Annotated in this window: 14 protein-coding genes; 5 read left to right on the forward strand and 9 right to left on the reverse strand. The window is 61.2% G+C overall.

The genetic code is table 11. From position 1 onward, the window contains the following. Window positions 1-189: 189 nt before the first annotated feature. The 3 genes from RG2_RS21520 to RG2_RS21530 form a co-directional block, all read right to left on the reverse strand. Window positions 190-1,161, reverse strand: coding sequence for an alpha/beta hydrolase (locus tag RG2_RS21520; RefSeq protein ID WP_033233472.1), 972 nt, complete (start codon window positions 1,159-1,161; stop codon window positions 190-192). Between the two features lie 100 nt (window positions 1,162-1,261). Continuing rightward, window positions 1,262-1,786, reverse strand: a complete 525-nt coding sequence (locus RG2_RS21525; RefSeq protein WP_033233474.1) for a gluconokinase — start codon at window positions 1,784-1,786, stop codon at window positions 1,262-1,264. 9 nt (window positions 1,787-1,795) lie between these two features. After that, entirely contained in the window at window positions 1,796-3,184 is a 1,389-nt protein-coding gene (locus tag RG2_RS21530) for a GntP family permease (protein WP_033233479.1), read from the reverse strand. A 132-nt stretch (window positions 3,185-3,316) separates the two neighbouring features. Between RG2_RS21530 and RG2_RS21535 the strand changes: the two genes are divergently transcribed. After that, window positions 3,317-4,042, forward strand: a complete 726-nt coding sequence (locus tag RG2_RS21535) for a FadR/GntR family transcriptional regulator (RefSeq protein ID WP_033233481.1) — start codon at window positions 3,317-3,319, stop codon at window positions 4,040-4,042. Window positions 4,043-4,143: 101 nt separating this feature from the next. Further along, a complete protein-coding gene (locus tag RG2_RS21540; protein ID WP_033233483.1) occupies window positions 4,144-5,151 on the forward strand; it encodes an NAD(P)H-dependent glycerol-3-phosphate dehydrogenase in 1,008 nt (335 codons plus the stop codon). 59 nt (window positions 5,152-5,210) lie between these two features. Here the strand turns inward: RG2_RS21540 and RG2_RS21545 are convergent, their stop codons facing one another. From RG2_RS21545 to RG2_RS21555, 3 genes are all read right to left on the reverse strand, one after another. Beyond that, window positions 5,211-5,930 carry a M50 family metallopeptidase gene (locus RG2_RS21545; protein WP_033233485.1) on the reverse strand — a complete coding sequence of 240 codons (720 nt, stop codon included), beginning with the start codon at window positions 5,928-5,930 and terminating at the stop codon, window positions 5,211-5,213. Then, window positions 5,927-7,114 (reverse strand): ATP-binding protein, encoded by a 1,188-nt coding sequence (locus RG2_RS21550; RefSeq protein WP_033233842.1) that lies wholly within the window; start codon window positions 7,112-7,114, stop codon window positions 5,927-5,929. Before RG2_RS21550 ends, RG2_RS21545 begins: the two co-directional genes overlap by 4 nt. A gap of 137 nt (window positions 7,115-7,251) precedes the next feature. Next, complete coding sequence (locus tag RG2_RS21555; protein WP_033233489.1) at window positions 7,252-7,740, reverse strand: hypothetical protein; 489 nt, start codon at window positions 7,738-7,740, stop codon at window positions 7,252-7,254. Window positions 7,741-8,004: 264 nt separating this feature from the next. Here RG2_RS21555 and RG2_RS21560 point away from each other — a divergent pair, with 264 nt between their 5' ends. Then, window positions 8,005-8,520: a CGNR zinc finger domain-containing protein gene (locus RG2_RS21560; protein WP_033233491.1), complete on the forward strand. Its 516-nt coding sequence runs from the start codon at window positions 8,005-8,007 to the stop codon at window positions 8,518-8,520. A 5-nt stretch (window positions 8,521-8,525) separates the two neighbouring features. Here the strand turns inward: RG2_RS21560 and RG2_RS21565 are convergent, their stop codons facing one another. The 3 genes from RG2_RS21565 to RG2_RS21575 all read right to left on the reverse strand — a co-directional run bounded on the left by RG2_RS21565 (window position 8,526) and on the right by RG2_RS21575 (window position 11,016). Next, window positions 8,526-9,233, reverse strand: coding sequence for a hypothetical protein (locus tag RG2_RS21565; protein ID WP_051730408.1), 708 nt, complete (start codon window positions 9,231-9,233; stop codon window positions 8,526-8,528). A 12-nt stretch (window positions 9,234-9,245) separates the two neighbouring features. Continuing rightward, window positions 9,246-9,758 carry a hypothetical protein gene (locus RG2_RS21570; RefSeq protein ID WP_051730409.1) on the reverse strand — a complete coding sequence of 171 codons (513 nt, stop codon included), beginning with the start codon at window positions 9,756-9,758 and terminating at the stop codon, window positions 9,246-9,248. Window positions 9,759-9,885: 127 nt separating this feature from the next. Further along, complete coding sequence (locus RG2_RS21575; RefSeq protein ID WP_033233493.1) at window positions 9,886-11,016, reverse strand: LLM class flavin-dependent oxidoreductase; 1,131 nt, start codon at window positions 11,014-11,016, stop codon at window positions 9,886-9,888. Window positions 11,017-11,264: 248 nt separating this feature from the next. Here RG2_RS21575 and RG2_RS21580 point away from each other — a divergent pair, with 248 nt between their 5' ends. Beyond that, a complete protein-coding gene (locus tag RG2_RS21580; protein WP_033233495.1) occupies window positions 11,265-11,924 on the forward strand; it encodes a TetR/AcrR family transcriptional regulator in 660 nt (219 codons plus the stop codon). After that, the gene (locus RG2_RS21585; RefSeq protein WP_033233497.1) at window positions 11,921-13,576 is read left to right on the forward strand and encodes an FAD-binding dehydrogenase; all 1,656 of its coding nucleotides are present in this window, start codon (window positions 11,921-11,923) and stop codon (window positions 13,574-13,576) included. Before RG2_RS21580 ends, RG2_RS21585 begins: the two co-directional genes overlap by 4 nt. Window positions 13,577-13,602: the final 26 nt, after the last annotated feature.

A 13,602-nucleotide genomic window follows, 5' to 3' on the forward strand; every position in this document is an offset into this window, starting at 1 on the left:
AGTGGTCGCTTATGACAACGAACTCCCAGCCGTGAACTGCTATCCGAATTTGGCCCCGGCCGTCCACTAAATCCTGACGCAAATGCCTAAGCCAGGTTTGGGAAGCGATTCAGCGAAACAGGATCGACGCCCGGGTCTCGGCCGTTCTGGCATTCCTTACCCGTGCAGAAGCCGACCAATAGAGAAAAGTCAGGCGCTGATCTTGCGCTTCGACGCCAAGGTGCGTTCCAGGAACGCGACACTCAGATCAACGATCGTGCGCCCTTCGCGCAGCGCCTTGCCGATCACCGGGAAGGCATGGATCTGCCCACTCCAGATGTGGGTTTCGACGGTTTGCTCTGCCTTGATGAAGTTTTCGGTCATTATTTCCACGTCCGGGCGCATCAGTTCGTACTCAGCGCACACCAGAAACGAGGGCGCAAGCAACTTCGGATCGGCGTTGATCGGTGACTGCTCGCCGACAATGTTGTCCGGTCCGTTCAACCATCGATCCTTGAGTTTCTCGACCTGCGACATCGGCAGGTACGCATCGCGTTTCATGAAATCAGGATCGTGCTCTTCGAGGTCTACGTTGAGGAGCGGCGAGTACCCGACAACGGCGGCCGGGCGTGTGATTCCGCGCAGCGCTGCTATCTCGGCGACCTTCATTGCCAGGTAGCCGCCTGCCGAATCACCGGCAACCACAATCTTGTTCGGGTCTTCCGCGGTCTCGAGAAGTGCCGTGTACGCGGCCATGGCGTCAACCACGGACGTGCCGATCGACCCTTCGGGCAACTGCCGGTACCGAACGGAGATCACCGGGACGCCGGCTTTGGCGGACAGGAGGCCACACAGTGCTCGGTGGGTGGCAAGTCCGCAGAAGATGAATCCACCGCCGTGGAAGTAGAGAATCGTGGCTCCCTCGAGCGCGCCGGTAGCGCGGCGCGGGTGCGTGACCTTCTCGCAGGAAACCCCGCCCATCGTCAGCGGTTCGATGTCGAGATTCTTGGGCTTGGGCAGGCGGTCGGCAAGCGCGTCGAGCTTTTCGAGTTGCCGGATCCCGCGGTCACTGGTCGGCCAGTAGGTGAATGCGGGCTTCACAAATGTCCTGGTCACAGCAAAGATGAACCGTGCGCGCGGGCTCACGTTCCAGTGCCATACCGTCGAATCTCGCGTCCGCATAGCGTCCTCCCAGGTCAAGGCATTTTGTGTATCCGAGTTACACATACCTTGACTGAACGATAACCGACGCAATTTCGACAGGACAGGCTGGCGCCCGAACTCAGTATCCGAGCTCTTCGAGCCGTCGCAGAATTTCCTCCACTATCTCGACTGGACTACCACCGACGTCGATGATGATCGCCTGTTCATCCGGGTCGATCGGCTCGAGCGTGGAGATCTGCGAGTCCAGCAGTGACGGCGGCATGTAGTGGTCGAGGCGCGCGGTCAGCCGCTGGCCGATCTGATCGCGCGAACCGGCAAGATGAACGAACACGACGTTCTCACCCCGCAGTATGTCGCGGTAACTGCGCTTGAGTGCCGAGCACGTGACGATGCCCGGCTGCCCTGCATCGGTATGTTGCGTGATCCACTGCGCGATCTTGTCCAACCACGGCCAGCGGTCGTCGTCGTTCAACGGATGCCCGGTAGCCATCTTCTCGATGTTGGCCTGCGGGTGCAGATCGTCGCCCTCTTGGAGATCCCAGCCCATCGCGCCGGCAATCATTCCGCCGACAGTCGATTTGCCGGAGCCCGATACACCCATCACGACAAGCACGGGATTCTTCTGTGCTGCTTTCTCAGTCATGCCAATCCCCTAGATAATTGCGCTCAGGACAAGGACACCGGCAAGTCCGGACACCGAGATAATGCACTCCATCACCGTCCACGTCTTGAGGTTCTGCACAACGGTGACGCCGAGGTATTCCTTGACCAACCAGAATCCTGCGTCGTTGACGTGTGAAAGGAAGAGCGAACCCGCGCCGATTGCCAGCACCATCAACGAAACGTGAGTCGAAGAGAGCTCGGCGGCAACAGGAGCCAGGATCCCGGAAGCCGTGACTGTCGCCACGGTTGCCGAACCTGTTGCGACGCGGATCAATACAGCGACCAGCCACGCGAGGAAGAGCACCGGCAAGCTGCTGCCCTTGATCGCGTCGGCAATCACGTCAGCGATACCGGTGTCGATAAGCACCTGCTTGAAACCACCACCGGCGCCGACGATCAGCAGGATGCCGGCAATCGGCGGCAGTGAACTCTCGAGTGACTTCGAAATGGCCTTGCGATCCATTCCGCCGCCGCGTCCGAGCAGCACCATGCCGACCAGAACTGCGAGTCCCAAAGCGACAACCGGGGTTCCGAGGAAGTCCAGTACCGATTTGGGGAGCGATTCGGAATCAGGGGCGATGACCTCGGCCAGAGCTTTGCCGAGCATGAGCACCACGGGAAGCATGATCGAGGCAAGAGTGGCCGCAAAACTGGGGCGCTGCACCTTCTCCTCTTCGCCCCGATCCTCGCCTGTGACAAAGAGATCGGGAACTTTGACATCTACCCAGCGGGCAGCGATCTTGCCGAAGACCGGGCCGGCCAGGATCACCGTCGGGATGGCAACGAGTACACCAAGCGCCAATGTCAGACCGAGGTTGGCATTCAACGCGGAAACGGCGACCAGCGGTCCGGGGTGCGGTGGAACCAAACCGTGCATCGCAGACAGACCCGCGAGGGTGGGAATCGCGATACGAATCAAGGACTGCCCGGACCGCCTGGCCACCAGAATGATGACGGGCATCAACAGGACGAGGCCGATCTCGAAGAACATCGGCAGACCGATGACGGCGCCAACCAGAGCCATCGTCCACGGCAGCGCCCGGTCACTGGATCGACTGACGAGGGTGTCCACTATTCGATCAGCACCGCCGGAGTCGGCCAGTAGTTTGCCGAACATGGCACCGAAGCCGATGAGAATGCCGACGCCGCCCATCGTCGAGCCGAACCCTGTCGCGAAGGCCGCAACGGACTCAGCCGATCCGAGTCCGGCAGCCAATCCGACGCCTACCGCTCCGATCGACAGAGCAAGAAAGGGGTGCAGATCGAGCCAGGTAATGAGCGCGATGATCACGGCGACGCCCGCAACGGCGGCGATGATCAGTCGAGCATCGCTTCCAGCCGGGACTACCTCGGCTGCCAGCAGTGCTGTGGTGTTCATAGGGACTCCAGTCCAACGAGTGATGGAGGTCACTGTTCCTCAATTAACCTACAATTTCAAGACCAGACACTAATTTGTAGTATTTATCGGACTTTCATCGGGCTTAATCCATACACATGGGACGATCTACGCATGGCCTCACTCCCGTTTCAGCAACTGCATGACTCGATGCTGGAACAACTGGGTCAGGACATCGTCAGTGGTGCCCTCGCGCCGGGCACCACGATCTCCGCGGATGAAGTCGCAACCCGCTACGACGTGTCCCGCACAGTCATCCGGGAAGTCGTGCGAGTACTCGAATCACTCGGCCTCGCATCGGTGCGTCGACGCGTCGGAATCACGATCCTCGGATCGGAGCATTGGAACGCGCTCGATCCCACTGTCATCCGCTGGCAATTGGCCGGCCCCGGTCGATTCGAGCAACTGTCGATCCTCAGCGAACTACGCTCGGGAATCGAACCTCTGGCCGCTCGCTTGGCCGCGACCCGGGCCACCCCGCAGCAGTGCGGCGCGCTCACTGCGGCTGTGATCGGAATGTCAGCTACCTCACGGGCTGCAGACACCGACGCCTATCTGGGGCATGATTCGGACTTTCATCGCACACTGCTCGCAGCGTCCGGAAACCCGATGCTGCGTGCGATGTCACAGATCGTCGTCGAGATCCTCGAGGGCCGAACCCGCCACGCCCTGATGCCCCACGAAGCTGATCCGGAAGCCATTCACCTGCACGGAGTGGTCGCGTCGGCAATCCAGTCCGGTGACGCCGACGCCGCCGAAGCCGCGATGCGGTCGATAGTCGCGGAGTCCGCCGACGCCGTCGAAACCATGCGCACATCCGCGCCGCCGAGCACGACGTAAGTAAGCCGAGCCACAGACTCTGCTGATTTGCTCCGCAACCGCTCCGCAAGTGGAACGCTTGGAACCATGACATCACTCGCTACGCCCGAGAGCGCACTCTGATGGCCCGCCCGGTACGCGTCGTTGTACTCGGCGCAGGATCCTGGGGAACCACGGTTGCCGGGCTGGCCGCCCGCAACACCCCTACCTTGTTGTGGGCACGCAGTGCGGACACCGCTGACGAGATCAACTCCCAGCGCACCAACAGCAGGTACCTCGGTGAACGCAGGCTTCCGAAAGGGTTGAAATCGACATCCGACCTGGTTCAGGCAGCGCGCGAGGCCGACGTTCTGGTCTGCGGCGTTCCGTCGCATGCCGTTCGTTCCACACTTGCCGAGATCTCCAACGAGGTTCGCGCGTGGGTACCGATCCTGTCGCTCGCGAAGGGTCTCGAACCCGGTACGCGTCAGCGACCCACCGAGGTGATCGCCGAGTGCCTGCCCGGACACCCTGTCGGGCTTCTCGCCGGACCCAATATCGCCAAGGAGATTGTCGACGGCATGGCCGCCGCCTCCGTCGTCGCGACGCAGGACGACCGCGTTGCCGCAGCACTGCAGCCACTCTTTGCGTCGTCGGTGTTCCGCGTCTACCGCAACACCGACGTCCTGGGATGTGAACTCGGCGGCGTCCTCAAGAACATCGTCGCGATTGCGTCCGGAATGGCCGACGGTCTTGGCGTCGGCGACAACACCCGCGCCATGGTGTTGGCTCGTGGGCTCGCGGAGATGACCCGGATGGGCGAAGCGATGGGCGCCAATCCGCGAACCTTTGCCGGCTTGACCGGCGTCGGCGATTTGATTGCCACCTGCATGGCTCCCACCTCCCGCAACCGCCGAGTGGGCGAAGCACTCGCGCAGGGCCTGACAGTCGAGGAAGCCGTCGAGAAACTGGGTCAAGTTGCCGAGGGCGTGAAAACCGCTCCGACGGTCATGGCTCTGGCCCGCGAGTACGGCGTGGACATGCCGATCGCGGCGGAGGTCGAGGCGGTCATCGCCGGCCGTCAAAGCGCCAACGACGCTTACCGAGGTTTGCAGAGGGTGGCTGCAGGCGACGAGGAAGACATCGCGTGATCAATATCTACAGGTATCTAGCCCATTAGCTAGATACCTGTAGATAGATCAATCGATACTCAAGCAATCACTGGACGCAGGATCCACCAACCGCCGACAGCCAGCACTCCCACGTTCACCACGAAGAACAACGTGACCCACACGATCGCGGGTATCGGCGAGAGTCTGGACAGTTGATCCGCGTCGGAATCCGGCGCACCGCCGCGGCGGCTCCGCTGACGCTGCAGTTCGACGACCGGGCGGGGTCCGGCAAACAGCAGGAAGAGCGTCAAGAAGTATGCGGCAGCCACTTGCAGTTCCGCCGATCCCCACCACACGAGAGCAAACAGCGCCGCCCCCACTACGGCAAGCGAAAACACTCCGTACAGATTGCGGATCAACACCATCATCACCGCAACAACAAACAGTCCGATCCACAACACCAACACCGCCCGTTGCGCACCCAACAAGGCGGCCGCTCCCAGTCCGAGAATCGACGGACCCACATAGCCCGCGAACGTCATCACGATAACGCCGAATCCTGTCGGTTTACCCGAGGAGATGGCAACCCCCGACGTATCCGAGTGCAGCCGAAGACCTTTCAACCGTCGGCCGACCAGGACAGCAACAATGAGATGAGCACCCTCGTGCGCGATGGTCACGACGTTGCGGGCAACCTGCCACAGGTGTGGTTCGAGCACGATCACCACGGCGACAAGCGCTGCCAGCGGAACTACCCAGGCTTGCGGAGCAGGGCTGATCGCCGTAACCCGATCCCACGCGGTCTCGAGCGCGTTCACTCTGCCTGCCCACGCAAGTAGCGGCCGAAGTGCGGCACCGTGAATCCGATCGAGCCGCGCTCCGCGGAGTAGATCAGTCCCTTCTTGATCAGCCCGTCACGCGCCGGCGACAACGACGCGGGCTTGCGTCCGAGTTCAACCGCGATCGCTGCCGTCGCCACCGGCCCGTCGTCACCGGACAGGTCTGCCATGGCACGCATGTACTCCCGCTCTGCCGGAGTTGCTCTCTCATACCGTGATCCGAAGAATCCGACCGCCAATTCCTCCTCGGCCGTCGGAGCACCCACCCGCACATCGTCTTTCGTGATCGGACTCGACGCGGCCACATCCCACGTGGCTTTTCCGTAAGCCTGAACAAAATACGGGTAGCCGTCCGCCGCGTCGTACAGAGCGTCGAGCGCTGCGTCTGTGAACTCGACATCCTCACGTGCGGCGGGTGCGATCAACGCCTGGTCTGCCGCATCACGTTCGAGTCGATCGATCCGGTGGTAGCTGAACAGCCGCTCCGAATAGCTTTTCGATGCCGACAACACTGCAGGCAGGTGCGGAAGTCCCGCTCCGACCACGATCAAAGGTGCTGCGTCCTGACTCAATTCGTGGCAGGCCCCACAGATCGCCGATACGTCCGCTGCACCGAGGTCCTGCATCTCGTCGATGAAAATCGCGATACCGACACCGACGTCCCGCGCCAACGACGACGCATCCATCAGCAGTTCGACCAAGTCGATTTCGATGTCGCCGCTGTCGGCCCGCCCCTTGAGCGCCGGGGCGTCAATACCTGGTTGCCACCGCTCACGCATCCCCTTGTCTGCCGTCGCCCGGAGCGCAAACGATTTCAGAACACCGAGAAACTGCTCGACCCGCTCAGGATCGCGATGCGAGACCGCAATCTCCCGGACGGCCATGTGCAGGGCCGACGACAGTGGGCGTCGTAGGTCTTGGTCGGGGCGAGCCTCGATCTTGCCCGTCCCCCAACTCTTCGAGATGGCCGCCGACCTGAGCTGGTTCAGCAGCACAGTCTTTCCCACACCGCGGAGCCCGGTCAGGACAACACTGCGTTCGGGTCGACCGCGGGCAATGCGCTCGAGCACGACGTCGAACGCGTCTATCTGCTTGTCTCGACCGGCCAGTTCTGGCGGCCGTTGGCCGGCGCCAGGGGCATATGGATTGCGTACGGGGTCCATGCCCATCGACGGTACAAGTCAGCTAGCCGAATATGCCGTCATCTAGGGCGTGTCCTAGAGAGAACTAGTAAGCGCAATATCGGCGGGAGCTCGTCGGAGGAGTCCGCCAACCGTTGCCTTTGAGCTGACTGAAAAACTCAGTGTGGACGGCCTGGGTACTGCGAGAGCACTTTGTTCCGATACGCGCGGAACTCGTCGAAGCTCCCGGTGAGGGCCTGTAAAAGTTCGGCGGGGCTCTCCACCCAAGCCGCGTCGTCGAGTTCCGGAAGGTCTTCAGGCGCGTGGTTGCGCTGCGGCACAAGAAACGTCGGATCACCAGAGGGGTTGACGATCATGAAACCGGCGGCGACACACAGCTCGTAGATGAACGCGCACTCTGCAGCAGAAAGGCTGGCGTGGAAGATGCCGCCGCTCAAAGGATCGCCCTGGTCCAGTGGGTCGAGGTACAGGTCAGAGAAACGATCGTCGAAGCTCAGAGGCTTGCCGTCGAGATCGAAGATCTCTCCTCCGTACCGGCCCGCAACGAGTTGCAGGCCACGCCGTTCGAGGAAGTCGGCGACGCCGCCGCGGTCGGCATCAACCTGCTCGTCCTGCTTGATGCGCATGAAGGTCAACGAGAAGCCCATGTCGGCACACTAACCCGAACGCGCCGACTAACCGGCGCATTCGATCACGACCTGGACCGCGCCTTTGTCGGTGCCGATATGGCTGAGCCAGTACCCCCCGACATCCATTCGGTGAGCAGGGTTTGCCACGACCCGCAGTGGCAGCGCAGGTAGGTGACAGTCCCTTCGCTGGTCCGATGACGCGATTCGATTTCCCACCGGTGGATGCACCTGACGCTGGCAAGTTCTGTTTTCTTCATACGACAACCATGATGTAATGCCATTATGCATCTCAACCCTTACGGCGAATATGCGGTGACTTTGGCCGCCGACCTGGCCAATCGCCATCCCCAGAACCTGAATGAACTCGTCGAACGTTGCGTCGAGGCGGGCATCATTCTCGATTTCCCCATCGCCGAGAAAGACCTCGGAGAGACGCTCGACCTCCTGATCGAATGGTCGAAAATCGTCGACGTCACAGATGAGAATGCCCGTGCCGAACTGGTGAACGTCATGTTGGAGCAAGCGTCGGCCTACCCGCGCATGACCAATCACGCGGGCGATGGCTGGCATCTGCACTACCGCGATCCACAGCAGTCGCTTGCCGAGGTCCTGAAAGCCTTGTTTTCAGTTGGGACGGCACTACACCTCGTGGGCCGCGGAATGCATCGTCTGGGCCGATGTTCCCTCGAGGAGTGCACCAACATCTATGCCGACACCTCACGCAACGGCAGACAACGGTACTGCTCCCCGACCTGTTCAAATCGAGACGCGGTACGACGCCATCGCGCGCGAACCTGAACTCGCTACGAGGTGGGCACGACTACATCTATGCCCGAGCCGCCGTGGAAGTCGAAGCTCCCGAGATTGGCGCCGAGGCTCTCGCTGTTGCTGCCGGTGTTGACGGCACTGCCGTTACCGCTACCCGAATCACTACTTCCGGCGGAGATCCGCTCCCAGGCCTCGATGAGATCGTTCACACTCTCGAACCCGAGACCTTCCAACGAGCCTGAAACACTTCCCGTTCCGAGCCCTTCGAAGAATCCGCCGACAACCACAACTTCGGGCAAGCTTATTGCCGGAAGCGTCGTGATCGGCGGAATGAGACTCGGAATGAACACGCAGGCACCGACAACCGCGTAAACCCCGGTGGGAATATCGGTGACAGTCTTGGTCAGCTCTCGCTGCGGAAGGACTCCGAACAGATCACCGATGTTCGTAACCTGTGGATAGACAAGGACACCGGGATCGAGCAACGACGCCGGGTCACTGATGACGGCGGGCAGATTCCTGATATCGACAATCGCCGGTGTGCAGTTGATCAGGCTCAGTCGCGGATTCGGATTCTTGATAGTGAACGTAATGTTGTTGCCCGACACACTCACCGAGAGCGGGGGTGGCAATACAACCCGCTCTGCCGACGCAGCGGCCGGCGTCAGAAATGCCATTCCGATCGCCGCAGCGGACGCCAGTGCAATTCCGCTGAGAATTCTGGTGAATCCACGTGTGGCCATAACCTTCTCCGCTCAGCTGCCGAACAGTCCTGTGAGACTACCGGTATTGATGCCGCCGAGGGGACCGCCGATGATAACCACGGCGGGAGTTCCGACTGTCGGGGTGAGTCCACTTCCGTCGCGGAAGTCGACGCATCCGCCGACAACGGCGTACGTACCGTCGGGAAGATCAGGTGCAGTCTTGGTAACGGTCGAGCCCACTCCGACTCCGAAAAGCGTGGGCGGATCCGAAACATCCGGATAAACAACAACATTCGGATCGAGTAGTTTGCCGGGCTCCTGGGCAACAGCCGCCGCGTCCGCCGCGTTCAGGACAAATACCTGGCACCACGAGGTGATCGTCGTGTTGGTATTGCGCACCGTCAGCGTCAGGTCGTTACCGTCAACCGAGTACGACACCTCGGGAGCCGTCGTTGCTGCCGACGCGACTGCCGGGTTGATCAGCACCCCGACACCGAGCGCTGCCGCTGCTACAGCGACGGTCCCGACTACACGACGAACTGCACTTCGGCGCTGAATCAGCATTGACATCCCTCTCGATCACGTTCGACGGCAACCAGCAAAGGGTAGAACCACCCATCCTGCCGGGTCGTTCGAACCGCCGGAGTCGCATGGACCGAAGGCAGATCAAGGACCAATGTCCCGCATGCGGTTACACCCGAGTCGCCACTGCGCCGCGAACCAGACCACGACGCTCGAGGATGGGACGAACTCCCTCACCGAACTGGTAGGTCTCCTCGAGATGTGGATAGCCCGACAAGATGAAGTGGTCCAACCCGATTGCCGCGTATTCCGCAATTCTGTCGGCAACTTCCTCGTGCGAACCGACCAGAGCGGTACCCGCACCACCGCGCACCAATCCGACTCCCGTCCACAGGTTGGGCGCAATTTCCAGTGAACGCGCACCGATGCCTTCCCGGTATGCGGATCCACCGCCATGCAGTTCGTTCATCAGGCGCTGGCCCTCCGAATTCGACCGGGCGAGGTTCGCCTGCGCACGCTCCACCGTCGCCGGATCCAGAGCGCCGAGCAGACGATCAGCCTCGGCCCAGGCTTCTTCGGCCGTGTCACGACTGATGACATGCAAACGAATTCCGTAATCGAGCCGCCGCCCCTGGATCTCCGCCAAGTCCCTGATCCACGCGATTTTCGCGGCAACAGCAGATGGTGTTTCACCCCAGGTGAGGTAGGTATCGGCAAAGCGCGAAGCGACGGTTCCCGCAGCGGGCGACGATCCGCCGAAGAAGACGGGCGGAACCGGGTCCGGAAGGCGATGCAGCTCAGCATTTTCCACGCTGACGTACTCGCCGGAGAAATCGACCGGACCGTTGCCTGCCCACAGTTGACGGACGACGTCGAGGTACTCGCCGCAACGCGCGTAACGCTGATTCTTGTCCAGGAAGTCGCCGAACGTCCGCTGCTCGTAGTCCTCGCCGCCGGTCACGACGTTCAGGAGCAACCGTCCACCTGATTGCCACTGAAATGTTGCTGCCATCTGAGCTGCCAACGTCGGACTCGTCAGGCCGGGCCGCAGAGCGACAAGGAATTTCAGGGTTTCGGTGGTGTCGATCATCATCGCCGTCGTCAGCCAGGCATCCTCGCACCAGGCTCCCGTGGGAGTGAGGACTGCTTCGAAGCCGTTGGCCTCGGCTGCGGCGCCGATCTGATTGAGGTACTTCAGTGTGGCCGGTCGATCTCCGGACATGCCACTGCCGTGGCCACCGGCCATCAGATTCCGGGAATCGCCATAGGTGGGCAGGTACCAGTGGAAGCGCAAGGACATGGCAGTTCCTTCGGATCGACAACAACAAACAGGGGCAAAGACTCCATTAGACCGTTCGAGCGCGCCCGGCAACAGGGTTGAAATCGCGATGATTCTTACCGTCAGCCACCGCACATATACAGATATTCGTTAATCTTGTGAATTTTCTAGATACGGATAGAAACACCGGTCAAAGGCAAATTTATCGATACGCGATCGCATCGGATACATCCGTGTATCGTTTAGGAAACCAGCACAAGGAGGTACCGATGACGGATGTTGACACCTCCCCTACAAAACGTGTCACTAAACGTCGAGGTCAAACGCGTCAACGACTTCTCGACGCCGCCGCTGAGGTTTTTGGCGACCAGGGATTCGGACACGCAACCGTCGAGCAGATCTGCGAACGAGGCGGATACTCACGTGGCGCCTTCTACTCCAACTTCGACTCCCTTGACCAACTGTTTTTTGCCATGTGGGAACAAAAGTCCGCCGCAATGCTCGCTGACCTGAAGTCAGCCACCGCCGCAATCAGTACCGACTCCCTCGACATGACTGCCGTCGTCGGACGGATTGTTTCCGTAGTCCCGGTAGACGCGCAGTGGTACCGGATCAATGCCGAGTTCACGGCGCACGCACTCCGCAACGATGCACTGCGAACTGCAGTGGCCGACCGCGAAGACGCGATACTCCAGACTTTGCTTCCCCTGGTGCAGTCCGCACTCGGTGACGTCGGACGGCGCATCGTGGGAGATCCGACCACATTGGGGCGCGCCCTGGTCGCCGTTCACGACGGCACCAGCGTGCAGTGCCTGGTCGATCCCGACACCGACGCCGCGTTTGCCCTTCGCCTCGACATCTTTACTCGAATCCTGCTGTCCTACACCGAACCAATCCCGCCCCACCCATCATCAGAGGAGTCCCCATGAGCGAACATGCCGACGTCATCGTTGTCGGGGCCGGGCTTGCCGGCCTTGTCGCCACGTACGAACTGACCCGGGCGGGACGCAAAGTCCTTGTCGTAGAACAGGAAAATGCAGCCAACCTCGGCGCTCAGGCGTTCTGGTCACTCGGCGGACTGTTCCTCGTCAACAGTCCGGAACAACGCCGACTCGGCATCAAGGACTCACTCGACCTCGCCATGCAGGACTGGATGGGTACCGCGGCCTTCGATCGGGATCGCGAAGACCACTGGCCTCGTCAATGGGCAAAGGCGTACGTCGAATTCGCGGCCGGCGACAAGCGTCAGTACCTGCACGACTTGGGGCTTCGGTTGATGCCCAACGTCGGCTGGGCCGAGCGCGGCCGCGGAATGGCTCTCGGACACGGCAATTCCGTACCGCGATTCCATCTCACCTGGGGAACTGGCCCCGGCGTCGTCGACGTGTTCCTGAGCCGAGTGATCGCCGCCCAGAAACGCGGACTGGTCACGTTCAAGCACCGCCACCAGGTCGATCAACTGGTGGTCACCGACGGCGCTGTCACCGGCGTCCGCGGCACCGTTCTGGAACCTTCCAACAACCTTCGCGGAGTTGAGAGTTCCCGGACCCCGGTCGGCGAATTCGAGTTCGCCGCACAGGCCGTCGTGGTGACCTCCGGCGGAATCGGCGGCAACTACGAGCTGGTGAAGAAGAACTGGCCGGAACGACTCGGCAAGGCGCCGAAGCACATGCTGACCGGCGTACCCGCACACGTCGACGGACGGATGCTCGAAATCACCGAATCAGCGGGCGGAAACATCGTCAACCGCGACCGCATGTGGCACTACACAGAAGGCATCCAGAACTGGAATCCCATCTGGCCCAACCACGGAATCCGCATCATCCCCGGACCGTCGTCGATGTGGTTCGACGCTACCGGCAAGCGTCTTCCGGTACCCAACTTCCCCGGGTTCGACACGATGGGCACCTTCAAGTACATCCTCGACAGCGGCCACGAGTACACGTGGTTCATCCTCGATCAGAAGATCATCGAGAAGGAGTTTGCACTCTCGGGATCGGAGCAGAATCCGGACTTCACCAATCGAGATTTCAAGCTCCTCCTCGAACGCATCAAGAAGGGTGCACCCGGCCCTGTCGAAGCCTTCAAGCAGAAGGGCGCGGACTTCGTGGTGCGCAACAACCTTCGCGACTTGGTCGACGGCATGAATGCCCTGACCGACACGCCACTACTCGATTTCGAGGACATCGAGCGCGAAATGATCGCCCGCGACCGCGAGGTAGACAACAAGTACAGCAAGGACTTCCAGGTCACCGCCATCCACGGTGCCCGTAATCTGCTGGCAGACAAAATCGTGCGCGTCGTTGCTCCGCACAAGATCCTGGACCCCAAGAACGGCCCACTGATCGCTGTTCGCCTGCACCTCCTCACCCGAAAGACGCTCGGCGGCTTGGAAACCAATCTGGACTCGCAAGTGATCAAGGCCGATGGCAGCGTCTTCGACGGCCTCTATGCAGCTGGCGAGGTTGCCGGCTTCGGTGGCGGTGGCGTCCACGGGTACAGCGCCTTGGAGGGAACCTTCCTCGGTGGTTGCATCTTCTCGGGCCGCGCGGCAGGCCGAGCGCTGGCCCGAGACCTGTAGCGAGCTGGTGACGCCGGCCTCGAGAT

Origin of the sequence: Rhodococcus globerulus NBRC 14531, assembly GCF_001894805.1 — a bacterium.
GTDB lineage: Bacteria > Actinomycetota > Actinomycetes > Mycobacteriales > Mycobacteriaceae > Rhodococcus_F > Rhodococcus_F globerula.

Bases quoted from the DNA above. Each gene is read 5' to 3' on its own strand.
- RG2_RS21520 (WP_033233472.1), bottom strand. From the start codon at position 1,161: ATGCGGACGCGAGATTCGACGGTATGGCACTGGAACGTGAGCCCGCGC.
- RG2_RS21525 (WP_033233474.1), bottom strand. From the start codon at position 1,786: ATGACTGAGAAAGCAGCACAGAAGAATCCCGTGCTTGTCGTGATGGGT.
- RG2_RS21530 (WP_033233479.1), bottom strand. From the start codon at position 3,184: ATGAACACCACAGCACTGCTGGCAGCCGAGGTAGTCCCGGCTGGAAGC.
- RG2_RS21535 (WP_033233481.1), top strand. From the start codon at position 3,317: ATGGCCTCACTCCCGTTTCAGCAACTGCATGACTCGATGCTGGAACAA.
- RG2_RS21540 (WP_033233483.1), top strand. From the start codon at position 4,144: ATGGCCCGCCCGGTACGCGTCGTTGTACTCGGCGCAGGATCCTGGGGA.
- RG2_RS21550 (WP_033233842.1), bottom strand. From the start codon at position 7,114: ATGGACCCCGTACGCAATCCATATGCCCCTGGCGCCGGCCAACGGCCG.
- RG2_RS21555 (WP_033233489.1), bottom strand. From the start codon at position 7,740: ATGGGCTTCTCGTTGACCTTCATGCGCATCAAGCAGGACGAGCAGGTT.
- RG2_RS21560 (WP_033233491.1), top strand. From the start codon at position 8,005: ATGCATCTCAACCCTTACGGCGAATATGCGGTGACTTTGGCCGCCGAC.
- RG2_RS21565 (WP_051730408.1), bottom strand. From the start codon at position 9,233: ATGGCCACACGTGGATTCACCAGAATTCTCAGCGGAATTGCACTGGCG.
- RG2_RS21570 (WP_051730409.1), bottom strand. From the start codon at position 9,758: ATGCTGATTCAGCGCCGAAGTGCAGTTCGTCGTGTAGTCGGGACCGTC.
- RG2_RS21575 (WP_033233493.1), bottom strand. From the start codon at position 11,016: ATGTCCTTGCGCTTCCACTGGTACCTGCCCACCTATGGCGATTCCCGG.
- RG2_RS21580 (WP_033233495.1), top strand. From the start codon at position 11,265: ATGACGGATGTTGACACCTCCCCTACAAAACGTGTCACTAAACGTCGA.
- RG2_RS21585 (WP_033233497.1), top strand. From the start codon at position 11,921: ATGAGCGAACATGCCGACGTCATCGTTGTCGGGGCCGGGCTTGCCGGC.